The organism is Streptomyces sp. S186 (assembly GCF_051603415.1).
In the GTDB taxonomy this organism is placed as follows: domain Bacteria; phylum Actinomycetota; class Actinomycetes; order Streptomycetales; family Streptomycetaceae; genus Streptomyces.
In genome coordinates, this window is the sequence record NZ_CP193932.1 from 2,452,524 (window position 1) to 2,468,279 (window position 15,756).

General features: G+C 69.9%; 12 protein-coding genes. 3 read left to right on the forward strand and 9 right to left on the reverse strand.

Annotated elements, in window-relative coordinates:
- Window positions 1-59: 59 nt before the first annotated feature.
- The 7 genes from ACRAS8_RS10005 to ACRAS8_RS10035 form a co-directional block, all read right to left on the reverse strand.
- Entirely contained in the window at window positions 60-1,382 is a 1,323-nt protein-coding gene (locus ACRAS8_RS10005) for a S8 family serine peptidase (protein ID WP_438485590.1), read from the reverse strand.
- Between the two features lie 95 nt (window positions 1,383-1,477).
- On the reverse strand, window positions 1,478-3,130 hold the full coding sequence (locus ACRAS8_RS10010; protein WP_438485591.1) for a hypothetical protein: 1,653 nt from the start codon (window positions 3,128-3,130) through the stop codon (window positions 1,478-1,480).
- Between the two features lie 76 nt (window positions 3,131-3,206).
- Window positions 3,207-3,521 carry a hypothetical protein gene (locus ACRAS8_RS10015; protein ID WP_438485592.1) on the reverse strand — a complete coding sequence of 105 codons (315 nt, stop codon included), beginning with the start codon at window positions 3,519-3,521 and terminating at the stop codon, window positions 3,207-3,209.
- Window positions 3,514-4,794 carry a type VII secretion-associated serine protease mycosin gene (gene mycP, locus ACRAS8_RS10020; protein WP_438485593.1) on the reverse strand — a complete coding sequence of 427 codons (1,281 nt, stop codon included), beginning with the start codon at window positions 4,792-4,794 and terminating at the stop codon, window positions 3,514-3,516. The genes ACRAS8_RS10015 and mycP overlap by 8 nt, the downstream gene beginning before the upstream one ends.
- A gap of 305 nt (window positions 4,795-5,099) precedes the next feature.
- Window positions 5,100-5,390 (reverse strand): WXG100 family type VII secretion target, encoded by a 291-nt coding sequence (locus ACRAS8_RS10025; protein ID WP_016572249.1) that lies wholly within the window; start codon window positions 5,388-5,390, stop codon window positions 5,100-5,102.
- Window positions 5,391-5,531: 141 nt separating this feature from the next.
- Window positions 5,532-5,852, reverse strand: coding sequence for a WXG100 family type VII secretion target (locus ACRAS8_RS10030; RefSeq protein WP_438485594.1), 321 nt, complete (start codon window positions 5,850-5,852; stop codon window positions 5,532-5,534).
- 427 nt (window positions 5,853-6,279) lie between these two features.
- The gene (locus tag ACRAS8_RS10035) at window positions 6,280-7,947 is read right to left on the reverse strand and encodes a type VII secretion protein EccB (protein WP_438485595.1); all 1,668 of its coding nucleotides are present in this window, start codon (window positions 7,945-7,947) and stop codon (window positions 6,280-6,282) included.
- Between the two features lie 333 nt (window positions 7,948-8,280).
- Here ACRAS8_RS10035 and eccE point away from each other — a divergent pair, with 333 nt between their 5' ends.
- The 3 genes from eccE (at window position 8,281) to ACRAS8_RS10050 (ending at window position 13,392) form a co-directional block, all read left to right on the forward strand.
- On the forward strand, window positions 8,281-9,507 hold the full coding sequence (eccE, locus tag ACRAS8_RS10040; protein WP_438485596.1) for a type VII secretion protein EccE: 1,227 nt from the start codon (window positions 8,281-8,283) through the stop codon (window positions 9,505-9,507).
- The gene (locus tag ACRAS8_RS10045) at window positions 9,507-10,349 is read left to right on the forward strand and encodes a hypothetical protein (protein ID WP_438485597.1); all 843 of its coding nucleotides are present in this window, start codon (window positions 9,507-9,509) and stop codon (window positions 10,347-10,349) included. The genes eccE and ACRAS8_RS10045 overlap by 1 nt, the downstream gene beginning before the upstream one ends.
- Window positions 10,350-10,689: 340 nt before the next feature.
- Window positions 10,690-13,392: an SCO5717 family growth-regulating ATPase gene (locus tag ACRAS8_RS10050; protein ID WP_438485598.1), complete on the forward strand. Its 2,703-nt coding sequence runs from the start codon at window positions 10,690-10,692 to the stop codon at window positions 13,390-13,392.
- 105 nt (window positions 13,393-13,497) lie between these two features.
- Here the strand turns inward: ACRAS8_RS10050 and ACRAS8_RS10055 are convergent, their stop codons facing one another.
- A complete protein-coding gene (locus tag ACRAS8_RS10055; RefSeq protein ID WP_438485599.1) occupies window positions 13,498-14,451 on the reverse strand; it encodes a bifunctional riboflavin kinase/FAD synthetase in 954 nt (317 codons plus the stop codon).
- A gap of 60 nt (window positions 14,452-14,511) precedes the next feature.
- A complete protein-coding gene (locus tag ACRAS8_RS10060; RefSeq protein WP_438485600.1) occupies window positions 14,512-15,567 on the reverse strand; it encodes a hypothetical protein in 1,056 nt (351 codons plus the stop codon).
- Window positions 15,568-15,756: the final 189 nt, after the last annotated feature.

The window sequence follows — 15,756 nt, forward strand, 5'->3', positions numbered from 1 at the left end:
ACCCCAATTCGTCCCTTTGATCGGTCACATCACGGCTTCAGCCGATCCCTGCCCGTAGTTCACTGCCCCGGGTGCTGGTTGGGGGGCGGAGGGAACGCGCCTGGAGCATTGGGCTGCTGCTGATACGGATTGGCCGGCTGCTGCGGGAACCCAGGCCCGGGAGGACCGCCAGGTCCTCCGAATCCGCCGCCAGGGGGCGGGCCGTTGCGGCCGTTCTTCTTCTGTCGAACTACGACGAGGACGACAATTCCGACGACTACAAGGACACCAACCGCAATGCCCGCGATGGCGATAGTCCCGAGCCCGCTGCTCTTCTGATTGCTCGCCTGGTCACCAGTGCCGCTGGAAGCGCCCGCGCTGTTCGCACCATTGGTGGCCGTCGACGGGTCCGCCTGGGGCGTCTTCAGTGGGCCGTTCTTGGAACCGGCCGGAATGTCCTGGGTCAGCGCGCGCAGCGGCCGGATGAAGCCGTACCCGTAGTGCGGATCCGGGAGCGTCAGGCCTGCCTTGGACGGGGGAAGGCCAGCCGTCTTGACGAGGCGGTTGGCGATTTGGCCGGCGGTGAGGTCGGGGAACTTCGAACGCAGGAGGGCCGCTGCGGCAGAGACGTAGGCTGTGGAGTCGGACGTTCCGGTTCCCTGTCGATAGGGCTCAGAGTTCGACGCCGTCGCTGAGGCGATCTTTACCCCCGGTGCCGTAAGCATCAATTGGCTGCCCGAGTTTGACTTCTCCCAGACCTGACCAGCCTTGTCCACGGCTCCCACCGCCACAACTCCCGGGACAGAAGCAATGGCGTTCAGTTCATTTGCACCGTCGTTTCCTGAGCCCGCCACGACCAAGACATCCTTCTTGACCGCGTATGCCAGTGCTTCCTTCTCGGCCTCTGAAAGAGAAGCAGCGGAGATTGAAAGGTTAATGACAGCCGCATGGTGATCGACGGCATACCTGATCGGCCCCTCCAAGCCGACGCCTCCACCGGACTCTGGATAGGCAATGGGGAGGATCTTAGCGTCTGGCGCTAGTCCCTTGACGCCGTCAGCATTTCCCGGACCATGTCCATGCGCGGCAATGATTGCCGCCATCGCGGTTCCGTGATCGTTCGTGCCATCCGACTTATCGGATTGCTGACCGTCGATAAAGCTCTTCCCTGGCAGTACGTTACCCGTCAGGTCAGGATGACTGCCGTTAACGGGGGCATCGATCACCGCAACCGTGACGCCCTTACCTGTCGATTCTTTCCAAACGTTCTCCGCTTCAAAATTCTTAAGCGGCCACTGAAGGTCTCTGATTTGGTCTGCCGAAGCGGTCGGAGCGGCGCCGAAGAGCAGTGCTCCCGCCACCACAACGCCGCCCACCGCACGCAGCGTTCGCGTGAAGCTCATGCCGTTACACCTTCCACTCGCAAGACGGGGCCCGCAGTCCTTGGCTGCGGGCCCCGTGTCATTCCGCCCAGCACCTGACCTTGACAGGCAGGTTTCTACTCGATGACCTTAGGCGCCACATTACGCTCCGGGGTCCAGGTCTCCTCCTCTTCCACCAGGTAGTCCGGACGCTGTCCGTTCGCGTTGCCCTTGTCCTTGCCCTTGGCTCCATGAGCGCCAGGCGCACCAGCCATGCCCGCAGGACGGCGACCACCTGCCGCACCACCCTGTAGTTTGCCTCCACGGCTGCGGTGCAGGCCTGAGCCTCCCTGTGCGCCAGCTCCGGCCTTCCCCCCCTTGCCGCCAACGACGCCGCCCTTTTGACGGGCAAGGGGGCCGCCCTTGCCGGCTGCGCCGGCGCCCTTGGCGCCACCGCCCTTAGCGCCAGCAGCGCCAGCCATTCCCGGCATCCCAGCACGGCCGCCAGCACGAGCGCCCGCGCCCGCTCCGGCACCCGTTCCGCCGGCACGGCCGCCTACGCCGCCGGCACGACCGCCAGCGCCACCACCTACGCCGACGCCACCAGGCATGCCCGGCACCCCACTGCCGCCAATGCCCGGCCCCGAGCCCCCGCCAACGCCGGTGCCCAAACCGCTGGTGCCCAGGCCACCACCGGGCCCGCCACCGATCCCATGAGCGCCGCCGGCCCCAAGACCGGTGGTTCCTTGGAGACCCTCAAGCCCGGTCTTAATGGGAGTGGCGGGTGTCTTGGGGAGGCTCCCGATGCCACCGTCGATACCTTTCGGCCTCGGCGCATCCATGGCGGGCGGAGTCTGGTACCCAGAACCCTTCATGCCGGGGATCTTGGCTGCCGGAGCACCTCCGTTCGGGCCAGATGGTGTCGGACCAAACGGCACAAATGGGGGCATGGTGCCACCGCCGCCGTCGCTGCCGTCGCCCGGAGGACGGATCCGATCGCCGTCATCAATCTGGCCTCTGCCATTACCGAGGAGCTTGGCACCGGCCCTGTACGTAGTGCCCAACTGCTCCATGTAATGAGCAGCCTGAAGCTGTCGCTCCCTGTCAATCGACAGATTGTCGCGATTCTTGTTCATGGCGTCCCAGATGCTCATGTTGGGATTCGCCAGGTCCTTGTTCAGCCCCGAATCGTCGCGGCCGTCCCCCGTGATTCCGAGCATGTCGCTGACCGCGGCGACCCCAGCTCCGCCAGGGACAAAAGTCGCGATCTTGCCGGTGCCGGATGACGAGAAGTCATGGAGCCGGTCAGCCGCGCGCTCCAGCCCGGTCGGCTCCTGCACGCCGTCGACAGACGCCTTGACCCACGCCAGCCGTTCGGAGATCTGCTGCAGGACATGGCCCGTGTTGTGCGGATACGGTGCCAGATTCGCGAAGTTGTCGCTGATCTTCTGAGCCTGCTTCGCGAACTGATCCGCAGAGGAACCGTGCCATGACTGAAGGACCTTGGTCACCGCATCGTCGAAGTGCTTCTTGATCCCGCTGTTCCAGTCCTCACCGACGAGTGCGATGCGGACCTTCTTCCAACTCTCCGCGACACGGCCGACTTCCTCCGGGTTGGAATTGGCCACCAGCGCTTTGACTTGTTCGAGGCTGAGGTTGGTGAACTGAGGACGGCTCTCGATGATCTCGTGGGACGCCTCTTGAGCCGCACCGGACCCGCTGGGTGGTTCGGTTGATGTTTTCGGGGCGTTCACCTTCGCCGGTTTGAAGTCACTGTCATGTGAAGCCATCTACTGTCCCCCACTCCGTCCATCGCACATCGTCCATCGAACATCTCTGTTCGTCATCGCGGGCTGCCGACCCGGCTCAGGCCATGCCAACACTGTTCTCCGCCTCGGCGTCCTGGTAGTGGCCCCTGACCTTCGACGACTTCTTCCCGAATGTGTCGACAAGCCCTTCCACCAAGTCCATCAGCTTCTCGATGTCGCCCTTCATCGTCGCGTGAGCCTTGTAGAGCTGCCCGCTCTCCCTGAACTTGTCGCTGCCCAGAGCGCCGTGCGGCAGGTAGGTGTTGTTCTTCGCCGTGCTGTTCTGGTCGCCCATGTCCTTGAGGACCTGGTTCAGCTCCTTGACGACCTGGTCCAGAGCGTCGAGATCAACGCCGTATTCGTTACTAGCCATGCTTGGCCTCCCCGTGTGATGTCAATCCGGTCTTGCGGCGCCAGTCGCGCAGGGCGATCGAGGAGCCCACGACCGCACCGACGGCCAGAATGCCGCCGCCGACGATGTAGATGGAGATGCGGGCGCGTCGTTCCTCGGTGGATTCGCCGAGGGTGGCGACGGCCGGCAGGATCTGGGAGCCGTCGGCCACGCTGGACGGTTTGTCCGGCGTGGGTTCGGCGGTCGGTCGGGTGTCGTCCTTGAGGGCGGCGACCGGGTCGATGACGCCCCAACCGATGTTGTCGTCGCGACCACGGCGGACGCGCTCGGCGGTCTGCTCCAGGTGCCAAATGATCTCGCGCGGGCCCCACTTGACCTTGTCGTTCTTGTGCTTGGCGACGAGAAGGGTGGCGGCTCCGGCAGCGTACGGCGCGGCGAAGCTGGTGCCCTGGTCGACGCAGTTGCCGCCGAGCGGGACGGTGGAGACCATGTCGACGCCGGGTGCGGCGATGTTGACGAACTTGCCGGGCTGGGAGAACGCGGCGCGCTCGTTGTTGCGGTCCGAGGCGGCGACGGCCAGCACGTTGTCGTAGTTCTTGCTGTACGCGGCCGGGTAGATGTTCTGCTCCTGGCCGTTGCCGCCGCTGTTGCCGGCCGCGGCGACGATCAGGATGCCAGCCTGCTGGGCGTTCTTCACCGCCTGCTCCAGCGGCCCCAGTTCGCCCCTGCTGGCGTTGGTGCCCTGCGAGATGTTGATGACGTCGACCTTGGCGGCGATCGCATCGTTGATGGCCTTGGCGAGGGTCTCGGCGGTGCCGGCCTGCTCGTCGCTGGTCTGCTGGAACGGGATGACCTTGGCTTTGGGGGCGAGGCCGAAGAAGCCTGATGTCGGGGCGGGTCGGGCCGCGATGATGCCGGCGACCTTGGTGCCGTGGCCGACCTTGTCCTGGGTGGGCTTGCCGTCCTTTACGTACGACTTGCCGGGGCCCTCGATGGCGTCCTGGAGCTGCTTGTTGCCCGCGTCCACGCCGGTGTCGATGACGGCGACCTTGATGCCCTCGCCCTGGCCGCTCGCCCACATCTGGTTGGTGAGCAGACGCTGGAGGGACCAGGGGGTCTCTTTGATGTCGTTGGTGCCGAACTTGCACTCACCGCTCTGCAGCGGGGTGTTCCCGTCCGCTACCGCCGGCGCGGCGGCGGCACTCGACAGGCCGACGATGCACGCCGCCGTGACCAGTGCGCCCGTCGCGCGGCGGCGGTGCCCGGTTCGTAGACCAATGGCGCGAGATCCCACGGGTTTTCTGCTCTCCATAGCGGTTGGGTAGTACGGGGCGGCAGGTGCAGGAAGAAAGGAAAGAAGGAAGGAGTGGGGGTGAGGTGGCGGTGGTTTCAGGGAGTGGCCGGTGAGGAATTGGCGACGGAGAAGAGAAGGTTCTGCGCGGACTTCATCCACAGTCGCAGGGACTCGCCCAGAGCCGGTCGGACGGCAGAAGGGCGAGCGCACTGGTCCTCCAGCGCGCTCGCCCTCATTGACCACTGTGCGAGCCGTCGGGGGCTGCTCAGCCGATTGCCTGCCGTACCCGCGTGATGCGAGATCGGCTACTGCCAGATGCTGGCGTTCTTGGACTCGGTGCTCTGGTAGTTCTGAGCGGCCGTGTCGAGCGCCTTGGCGATGGCCTCAAGCGTCTGCTGCAGGTGCGCGGCACGCTGGTCCCACTCGCGCTGGCGGGCCTGGTAGCCCTCCTGCGCGGCACCTTCCCAGCTCGCGGCGACCTTCTTGACGCCGGCCTCGAGGTCGTCGAGCTGCTGGCGGATGTTGTTGGCGGTCTGACGCACGTCGGAGCTCGCCTGGCTGATCGTGTGGAAATTGACCAGGATCTGGCCGGACATGGGGTCTCCTCAGGAGTTGATGCTGCCTAGTCGATTCACGTGCCGTGGCGGCGGACCGAAATCGGAACCGACCGGAATCGGAACCGATCCGCCGGGCCACGGCGAGGTGGGCACGGGCGCCGGGTCAGCGACGCGGCCCCATCATCCGAACGGGGAGGCCTGGGCGGTGACGTGCGAGATCGACTGGGCCTGCTCCTCTTCGGAGCTCTGGTAGTTGCCCGTGGTCTGGTCGACCGCTTCCTTGATCTCGGCCAGCAGCTGGTTGATGCGGTTGCCGTCCTCGTTCACCTGCTGCTGAAGCTGGTGGTAGGAAGAGGCCGCCTGGCCCTTCCAGCCCGAGGTGATGTTGTCGACGACCGTCTGCAGACGCTGGAGCTCCCCCTGGATCGCCTGGTTGACCGAGTCGATCTTGCCGCTGAACGCGACCATCTCCTCGTGCGTGAGTGTGAACTGACCAGCCATGGTCAACGTCCCCCATGAGACTTGTACGTCGGCCGCGCGGTGCCGGAGAGGCGGTGCACGGTTGGCATCTCCTGCTGACGCCTCCTGTCACATTACCTACTCCACACGCCTGTTCCCAACAGGGGGACGGCTGTTGTGACGGGATCACAACAATGTCAACTGGGCGACGGGAAACCGCCGTTCACTGGAAACGGGCAGATGGGGTGTTTCGGTCGGTCGGTAGTGAAGGTTCCGGGGAGATGTGGCGGTCGGCGGGGCGTGCTGTGGGGCATGCGGCTGCCGACAGCAGAGCGACCACCCCAGGGGCACGCGAGCACCGACAGCGAAAGCCGAAAACGAAAAGCGGAAGAGGCCGCGCCGGGCCCACAAAGGGTGCCCGGCGCGGCCTCACGCGGCCTGAGAGCCGCTGAGAGCGGCCCCCAGCCCGTCAGGATGCCTGCGGCTTGCTGGCGCTCGTGACGTCCAGCTGCGGCCCCGCGGACAGCAGCTTGGACCACACCTCCAGCATGAGCGGCGGGTGCGCGTCCCCGTAGCCGAGGTGGACCTGTGCCTGGTCCTGCTCCTGCTTGTCGTTGCCGGCCTTGCTGGCGGAGTCGTTGTTCCGCGGGATCGAGTAGCGCAGGCCGGTGTCGGTGACCAGGAAGAGGCTGCCGGAGTTCGCCTTGGGGTTGGCGACCTGCTGGTACAGCAGGCCGCTGCCGGGGGTGACGTAGGTCGAGGCACCCGGGGCGATCTTGGCCGGGTAGTCCTTGCCGACCCAGGTGCCCATGTTCGGCAGCCCGTTGGGGTACCCGAGCTTCTCCACGCCCGGGAACTTGGTGGTGGTGCCCTTGTAGACGCTGCAGGAGACGCCGCTCGACGTGGCCGAGCCCAGGCCGCCGGTCTGGGAGCCGTGCGCGAAGTCGTTGGCCGCGGTGACGGTCTCCTTGGGCCACGGGTTTTCCAGCTCCGTGCCCGGGATCTTGCCAGCGAAGGTGAACGGGCGGTTGTCGGTGTCCAGCTTGGGGTAACGGATGCTGCCGGCGGCGATGTTCACCGGCCGGAGCGCCTTGCCGCTGTTCTTGCCGTTCACCTGCTCGGCGTTGTCGCCCTGCTCCAGCAGGTTGGCCACGAAGTTGCTGACCTTCGCGACGCCGTCGAAGAGGACCACGTACTTCTGGCCGTCGCCGGACTGGAGGATCGAGCCGACCTTACGCGCCTCGGGGGGGACGTCGTCGTGGGGGTAGGTGGCCCCCGCGCTGTTCACGGTCGGCATGGTGATCGGGAACGGGCTCTTGACCAGAGTGTTCATGAAATCGGCGGAGACCTTCTGCGGTTCCGCCTGTCCGAAGATGATCCGCCGCAGGGCCCGGTCGGCCTCGACATCGGTGTGCTTCAGACCGGCCTTCGCCTCCCTCAGCGCCTGCGCCGTGTCGGCGATCATCTGGAAGGCGAAGCCGTTGCTGTCCACCAGCCACGGCACCCCGTCGGGGTCCTCGACGTACAGGGCCTGGTGGAGGTCGAGCTTGCCCTTCTTGGTGTTGTCGATGTCCAGCTTGTCCTTGCCGTCGAGGACGAAGACGGCCTGCTGGCTCTTGCTGTTCTCACCGCTGCCGGGGCGGTCGCACACCGCCCAGGTCTTGGGCTGGTCGACCTTCTTGGCGTCGGGCAGCCGGTCCGGGGCGTACGGAATGCCGACGGCCGGGCCGTGCGCCAGCTTTCCGTCCAGCTCCGATTCCTTGACCTTGACGACCTTGAACTTCTTCGGGTCGAGGAGGAGTTTGGCCGAGGCCAGATTCAGAACGGGATGCAGCAGGTTCTGCGTTTTGCCGTTTGCGTCCTTGCTCGGCAGAACGACATAGCGTGTGGTGGATTCGTCCCCGACGAGGACATTTCCCCCCACCTTGTCCCAGCCCTCCGGCGCGACCGGCTTGAAAACGCCCACGGCACCGAACCCCACGGTCACCAGGATTCCCAACACCACACTGGGCACCACCGCTTTCAGCGGCCTGGGGGCGCTTTCGATCGAGCCGTTCGGCATCGGCTTCAGAAATGCCGCATTCGTACGCTTTCGCGCGAACGAATACGCATTCAGCTCGTCCCGACGTGATGCCATTGTTGCTTTCTCTCCCCGCCTGTCGGATCCACATCGACCGCCCCCGGCACTCACGCCGTAGCGCCCTCTACTATGCCGTGTATCGATCGAGCCGTACGGTACGGGTGCCACCTTCCAACGCACCAGTCCGCGAAGCGGCAGCCGATACGCCTAAGGCACACCACCAGTAGAGGAGCAGGCCGGGGGATGTCCAGCGCCACCAGGGCTCGACGCCGCAATGGGCGGCAACAGCAGCAACAGCCTTCCGCTGCACCGCAGAACGCGGGAAATGAGGGCCAAATCGGTACAGCTCCCGGCAATGGGGGAAATGACGGTCGGGCCGCGGCCGGACCGGTGTCGCCCCGGCTCCGCCAGCAGGCCGGCACCATCGGCGGCGTCCGCGTCCAGCAACTGGCCCTCATCGAAATCGCCGCGGCGCTGGTGCTGGTGGGCCTGGCGGCCCAGAACCCGGTGGCGCTGGGCGTGGCCGCGGTGGTGGCGGTCGTCCTCGTCGTCTTCGCCCTCGGCCGGCGCCGCCGGATCCCGCTGCCCGAGTGGATCATCACCGTGCGCGCGATGAACCGCCGCAACAAGATGGCGGGCGAGAACCTCTCCGCCACCCAGGGCGTGGACCCGGCGTTCGCCCCCGTGGTCGAGTGCGACCCGGCGCTGCGCACCCACGAGTACACCGACAACGAGCAGCGCACCGTCGGCTTCGTCGGCGACGGCACGTTCCTGACCGCGATCGTCCAGGTGGACGCCCGCGACGAACCGCTGCGGCCGCAGCGCGGCAGCCACATGGTCCCGCTGGAGATGCTGCACACCGCGCTGGACGTCGAGGACATCCACCTCGAATCGGTGCAGTTCGTCCAGTACACCCAGCCCGCACCGGCGCCGCACCTGCCCGAGCAGGCCGTCGCGGCCCGCTCCTACGCGCCGCTCCAGGCCCAGTCGCAGACCCCCGCGGTGCAGCTGACCTGGATCGCGCTGAAGCTGGACCCGGAGCTGTGCGCGGAGGCGATCGAGGCCCGCGGCGGCGGCATGGGCGGCGCCCAGCGCTCCCTGCTGCGCGCCGCCGACCAGCTCGTCAGCCGCCTCACCGCGCTCGGCGTGCGCGCCAAGGTGCTCGACGAGCCCGGAGTGGTGGCCGCGGTCGGCACCGCGGTGTGCGTCAGCCCGCGGGCCGCGAACGGCGCGATGGGCCGGGACGGCCGGGCCGCCCGCCGCACCCAGGAGACCACCCGCGCGATGCGCTGCGACGACCGCTGGCACACCACCTACTGGATCGGCCGGTGGCCCCAACTCGGCCGCGGCGGTGCCCCGTTGGCCGCCGTCACCCAGCTGCTGACCAGCACCCGGGCGATGGCCAGCACCTTCGCGCTGACCGCGACGCACGGCAGCGGCCGGCTGCCGGCCATCTCCGGCTACATCCGGCTGTCGACCCGTAGCGACAACGAACTCTCCGCCGCGCAGGCCGAGTTGGAGCGGCGCTCCGGCTCCGTGAAGGTCGGACTCGTCCGGCTCGACCGCGAGCAGCTGCCCGGCCTGCTGGCCACGCTTCCCCTCGGAGGTACCCGCTGATGGGCACTCCCGCATACCAGTCCCGCGTCAACGTCAGCAGCGACGGCTGGCGCACCCCGGTGAACCACGGCATCGCCGGCGGCCGGGTCTCGCACCAGCCGCGCCCGGACGAGGACCAGTCCGGGCCGACGGGGCCGAAGCCGCGCCCCGGTTTCGGGCTGCGCGGCCCGCGGCGCAACCCGCACGTCCTAACGGCCGAGTCGCTGGCCCAGCTCACCCTGCCGGTCGGCGACGACGGCGTCATCATCGGCATCGACCCGCAGAACCAGCCCGCCGTGCTGAGCCTGCTGCGCCCCGCGCCGCTGGAGATCGCGCTGGTCGGCAGCATGTGGATGGCGCAGGTGCTGGCGCTGCGCACGGTCGCCACCGGCGCCCGGGTCGCCGTGGAGACCGCCCGGCCGCCGGCCTGGGGCCAGATGGCGCAGGCGGCCGGCGGCGGTCAGCAGTGTGTCTCGGTCTTCGACGTGCGCCAGATCGCGCCGCAGGGACCGTCGGTTTCCAGCCCCGTGCTGGTCGTCCGCGACATGGGCGCGCGCCCGCCGCGCAACCAGCTCGCGCCGAGCCCCTGGCAGACCGTGCTGACGGTGCTGCCGTTCCTCGGGCCGCGCTCGCCGCAGATGCTCGGCCGGGCCGACCTGGTCGGTCTGCAGCGGCTCTCGCCCGAGGAGGCGGAGGTTGTGACGCGGATCATGCGGCTGCCGGAGAACGTCGGGGCGGTGCTGCCGACGCTCAGCGACAACGCCATGCTGTGGTGCCGTCGTGACGGCGGCCACCAGTTCGTCATGACCCAGCCGACCGAGGCGGAGACCAACCTGCTGGGCGGCCCGCGCCGCATGGACTGACCGCTCCCGACCGCCGGTTGACCGCGGGCGCGGCGTACGCCCGCCGCGCGACCGGCCACCGGACACGCACTACGGGCGCATCCACGGATGCGCCCGTAGGCGTGCGACCGGGCTTGAAGACGACATGGCATCGACTGCCGTTCCGGGCCGACTGTTGATTAGGCTGTGGGGAGAGCCGCGAGAGCACATCACATCGACAGTGCACGACGGCAGTCGATACGGGGATGGAGACTTAAGCAGTGGTGGCGCAACCCCGGGTGGCGTGCTCCCGTTACATCCGATCGATCCGCCTGTATCCGGTCCTGCCGTTCAGGTGCGTTGCAGTAGACCAGGAGGCACAGTGAGAGACCAGGAGGCTTTCCGCCCGGACGGGAACGAACCTGACGACGACCAGGCCGAGTTCGACCTGACCGGCGAGTTCAAGATCGATTTCGCGGCTCCCGCCTGGTACGGAAGCAACGACACCAGTGGCGGTGCGGGCACCGCGGCCGCTCCCGCTCCCGCGACGCCGCCCGCCGGGGCCCAGGCCCCGAGCCCGCCGCCGACCGGCCAGCCGCTGAGCGGGCCCGCCCAGGGGTCCCCTGCCCAGGGCACGTCCGTGCCCGGCGTTCCGCCGCAGTCCGCGCCCGGTCCGACCGCGCCTCCCGGTTTCCCGACGCTGCGTCCGCAGGACGCGGGCACCGACGCCCCGGGCACCGATGCCCCGGCCGTTGCGTCCGACGGCCCGCCGGCTCCCCATGCCGACGCCGCCGCCGGCCCGGAGGCGGACGCGGACGGCGGCTCCAACGTCCGTTCCGGCACCGGCCCTGACCCCTCGGCCTCCCTCTGGGACGACGACGAGGACGACGCACCGGCGGCACCCGAGCCGCAGTCCGCCGCGGCGGCGCAGCCCGAGGCCGCGCCCGTGGAGGGCGCGCCGGCGTCCGAGGGGCAGCCCGCGCCGGCTTCCGGGACGGTTCCCGGGGCTGATGCCTCCGCCGCGGCAGCCGCCGCAGCAGCCGCAGCCGGCGCCCAGCCCGTTGCGCAGCCCGTCGCACCGCCCGCCCAGGGGCAGCCGCCGGCCCAGCAGCCGCCGCAGCAGCAGGCGCCCGTGCCGGGTGTTCCGCCGCAGGGCGTCGCCCCGCAGGGCATGCCGCCGCACGCGCAGGCACCTCAGCAGCAGGCGCCGCAGGGCGTTCCCGCGCAGGGTGCGCCGTGGGCCGGCGCGGACGGCCGGCAGCAGGGGGTGCCCGGCCAGGGCGCGCCCGCGCAGGGCGGACTGCCGCCGCTGCCGCCGGAGTTCCAGCCCGCGGACCCGCGGATGGCACAGCCGCAGCCGCAGCCCGGCCAGCAGCCGCCGGCCGCGCCCCAGCAGGCGCAGCCGCAGCAGGCGCAGCCCCAGCCGCAGGCGTATCCCCAGCAGCCGCAGCCGGGTCAGCAGCCCCAGCAGGCCGGGTACCCGCAGCAGGGCGCCCCGGCGCCCCAGCAGGGCGGCTACGGCTATCCGCAGCCCGCGTACGGCTACCCCCAGCAGGCACCGCAGCCGCAGGCGGGTCAGCAGCCGCCGCAGCAGGCCCAGCCGCAGCCCAACGCCCAGCCGCAGCAGCCCGCTTACGGCTATCCGCAGCAGGGCTACCCCCAGCAGGCACCCCAACAGGCACCGCAACAGCCCCAGCAGGCGCAGCCGCAGGCCCAGCCCCAGGCGTATCCGCAACAGGGTCAGCAGGCGCAGCAGCCCCAGCAGGGTCAGCAACAGCCGCCCCAGGCGCAGCAGTTCGGCGACCCCAACGCGGCGGCCAACTACGCCCAGTACTCCCAGCCCGGCCAGCAGCAGCCGCAGCGGGCCACCCCCGGTGCGCCGCTCGGCTACAGCGCCGCGGTCGAGCTGACCTCCGACCGTCTGCTGCGCAACCAGCCCAAGAAGCGCAAGCCGGGCGCCAACGCCCAGCCGTCGAAGTTCAAGCTGGGCGCGAAGAAGGAGCTGGAGGAGCGCCAGCGCAAGCTGGAGCTGATCCGTACGCCGGTGCTGTCCTGCTACCGGATCGCGGTGATCAGCCTCAAGGGCGGCGTCGGCAAGACCACGACGACCACCGCGCTGGGCGCCACCCTGGCCTCCGAGCGGCAGGACAAGATCCTGGCGATCGACGCCAACCCGGACGCCGGCACACTCGGCCGCCGGGTGCGCCGCGAGACCGGGGCGACCATCCGCGACCTGGTGCAGGCCATTCCGCACCTGCACAGCTACATGGACATCCGCCGGTTCACCTCGCAGGCCCCCTCGGGCCTGGAGATCCTCGCCAACGACGTCGACCCGGCCGTCTCGACGACCTTCAACGACGAGGACTACCGGCGCGCGATCGACATCCTCGGCAAGCAGTACCCGGTCATCCTCACCGACTCGGGCACGGGTCTGCTCTACAGCGCGATGCGCGGAGTCCTCGACCTCGCCGACCAGTTGATCATCATCTCCACCCCGTCCGTGGACGGTGCCAGCAGCGCCAGCACCACCCTGGACTGGCTCTCCGCGCACGGCTACGCCGACCTGGTCCAGCGTGGCATCACGGTGATCTCCGGAGTCCGCGAGACCGGCAAGATGATCAAGATCGACGACATCGTGTCGCACTTCGAGACCCGCTGCCGCGGTGTCGTGGTCGTCCCCTTCGACGAGCACCTCGCCGCCGGCGCCGAGGTCGACCTCGACATGATGCGGCCGAAGACCCGCGAGGCGTACTTCAACCTCTCCGCGCTGGTCGCCGAGGACTTCGCGCGCCAGCAGCAGGCCCAGGGGATGTACGCACAGGCGCAGATGGGCCAGCAGCAGATGCCCGGCGACCCGTACGCGCAGCAGGATCCGTACGCCCAGCAGGACCCCTACGCGCAGCAGCAGTACGCCCCGCAGGCGCCGCAGCAGGGCCAGCCGCCGGCCGGCTACCCGCCGCAGCAGGGCGGCTGGGGCCAGCAGCCCACCGGGCAGCCGCCGGCCGGCTGGCAGCAACAGCCCGCTCCGGACGCGCCGTTGCCGGAGCAGGGCGGCTGGACGCAGCAGCAGCCGCCACCGCAGTGAGCGGGCGCGGCGCGCGCTCGACCTGAGCGGAGATGAGCGAAGGGGCGGGGCCCGGCAGTCAACTGCCGGGCCCCGCCCCTTCGTTACGCCGGGTTCGGACAGACCCTACGCCTGCCCCGCCTCGGCGATCAGCACCCGGGCCTGCTTCACGTCGACGGCCATCCGCTCCAGCAGCGCGTCGAGCGTGGCGAACTTCTCCTGGCCGCGGATGTAGGCGAGGAACTCCACGGCGACGTGCAGCCCGTACAGATCGAGCCCGACCCGGTCGATGGCGTACGCCTCGACCGTCCGCGCCTTGCCGTCGAACTGCGGGTTGGTGCCGACCGAGATGGCCGCCGGCATCGCCTCGCCCTCGACGTGCAGCAGTCCGGCGTAGACCCCGTCGGCGGGGATGGCGGTGTGCGGCAGGGTCTCCACGTTGGCGGTGGGGAAGCCCAGTTCGCGGCCGCGCTGCGCGCCGCGGACGACCACGCCCTCGACCCGGTGCGGCCGGCCCAGGACCTCCCGGGCGCCGGTCACGTCGCCCTCGGCGACCAGTCGGCGGACCAGCGTGGACGAGAACGGCTCGCCGCCGCCCGCGGTGCCGCGCTCGAAGAGGTCGATGACCTCGACGGTGTAGTCGTAGGTCCGGCCCAGCTCGGCGAGGGTCTCGACGGTGCCCTTGGCCCGGTGGCCGAAGCGGAAGTTCGGGCCCTCGACGACGACCTGTGCGTGCAACTTGTCGACCAGCACCTTCACCACGAAGTCGGCGGGCGCCAGCTGCGAGAACTCCTTGGTGAACGGGAGCACCAGCACCGCGTCCACGCCCAGCCCGGCCATCAGCTCGGCCCGCCGGTGGTGCGGGGCCAGCAGCGGCGGGTGGGTGCCGGGGCGGACCACCTCGCTCGGGTGCGGGTCGAAGGTGACGACCACGGCCGGCACCCCCAGCTCGCGGGCGCGGGCCACGGCCCGCCCGATGATCAGTTGGTGGCCGCGGTGCACTCCGTCGTACGAGCCGATGGTGACGACGCTGCGTCCCCAGCCCTCGGGGATGTCCTCCAAGCCACGCCAGCGCTGCACTCTGCCCGCTCCTCGCCCGAACTCTTGTCCGTCCACTGCGCCATGTCGCATGGCACAGGTCTAAGACTGCCATGCCGGGAACGCGGCTACGCGCGAAGGGGGGCCTGACCACTGTTGCATCGGCCACCCCGCGGATCCGGACGGCCACCGGCCGGTTTCCGCCGCGGCGCCCGTGGGCTCCGGCGCCGGCTGCCGCCCGTCCGCCCGGGGGCCGCTCCCCCGGCGCGCGGCGGCCCGCCGCAGGGCCGCCGGCTCGTCCTCGGCGAGCGCGTCCAGCAGCTCCGCGGCCCGGGGGTGGGCGAGCCCGGAGAGCGTCTCGACGAGGGCGTCCAGCGCCCGGGCCCGGTGGGTGTGCAGCAGGGCCTGGGCGGCGTCCGCGACGGTGAGCACATGGGGCGCGGCGGGTGCCGTGCGGAGCGGCCGGGTGTCGTCGAACCAGCCGCACAGCAGCGGCTGGATCCGCTCGGGGTCGGCCTTGAGCAGCTCCGCCACGAGGTCGAGGAAGCGCCCGGGACCAAGGCCCGCACCGCCGGGGCGGAACGCTTCTGCGTCCCCGTCCTGCGACCCCGCGGGGCCGTCGGCCCACCGCAGGGCGTCCACCCATCCGTCGTCCGCGCCGTCGCCGGCGTCGCCGGCCGCCCCGGTGTCGGCGGTGTGCACCCGGACCCGGGGCGGCGGGGCGAAGGTCCGCGGCGGCCGCCGGGTGCCCCGCGCGGCCGGGCGCGGCCCGTCGGCCGGCAGCAGCCGGCGCAGCAGCTCCAGGCGGTCCGCCGCGGTCAGCGCCAGGCACCGCCAGAACACCGGTCCGAACGTCTCCAGCCCGGTCAGGGCGAAGCCGCCCGCCGCGGCCGACCGCGCGGTGATCCGGTCGGCCAGCAGCCGCAGCACGGCCAGATAGGGCGTGGCGTCCGGCACACCCAGCAGAACCCCACCCAGCCGCCCGGCCGCCCCACCACAGGCGGCCGTCCCGTCGGTCGCCTGCGCCACCAACTCCCGCCACTCCGCAGGCGGTTGTTGATCATCCACCCCACCCCCGCCGAGCACCCGGTGCGCCTCCCCGCACACCGTGCCGCGCACCTTCCCGTACGCCTCCGCGTCGACGTCCAGCACCACCATCCGCGAACCTCCCCGCCGTTACCGTGCGTGCTCATCGGCGACGACGGTAGACAGACGGTGATCTTCGCGACAGGGTGCCCGACGAAAGCGCCCCCTTCCGCGCCCCTGATTCACTCCGAGCGCCTGCTCGCCGGGGTGAATCATGAGAACGCGCTGGACAGAGTCTCAGCGAGGGGGATGGTGGAGCGC

What these genes read in the sequence shown, in the direction of transcription:
- ACRAS8_RS10025 (WP_016572249.1), bottom strand. Translation starts at nt 5,390, where the DNA reads ATGTCCGGCCAGATCCTGGTCAATTTCCACACGATCAGCCAGGCGAGC.
- ACRAS8_RS10045 (WP_438485597.1), top strand. Translation starts at nt 9,507, where the DNA reads ATGGGCACTCCCGCATACCAGTCCCGCGTCAACGTCAGCAGCGACGGC.
- ACRAS8_RS10060 (WP_438485600.1), bottom strand. Translation starts at nt 15,567, where the DNA reads ATGGTGGTGCTGGACGTCGACGCGGAGGCGTACGGGAAGGTGCGCGGC.
- ACRAS8_RS10005 (WP_438485590.1), bottom strand. Translation starts at nt 1,382, where the DNA reads ATGAGCTTCACGCGAACGCTGCGTGCGGTGGGCGGCGTTGTGGTGGCG.
- ACRAS8_RS10015 (WP_438485592.1), bottom strand. Translation starts at nt 3,521, where the DNA reads ATGGCTAGTAACGAATACGGCGTTGATCTCGACGCTCTGGACCAGGTC.
- ACRAS8_RS10035 (WP_438485595.1), bottom strand. Translation starts at nt 7,947, where the DNA reads ATGGCATCACGTCGGGACGAGCTGAATGCGTATTCGTTCGCGCGAAAG.
- ACRAS8_RS10010 (WP_438485591.1), bottom strand. Translation starts at nt 3,130, where the DNA reads ATGGCTTCACATGACAGTGACTTCAAACCGGCGAAGGTGAACGCCCCG.
- ACRAS8_RS10030 (WP_438485594.1), bottom strand. Translation starts at nt 5,852, where the DNA reads ATGGCTGGTCAGTTCACACTCACGCACGAGGAGATGGTCGCGTTCAGC.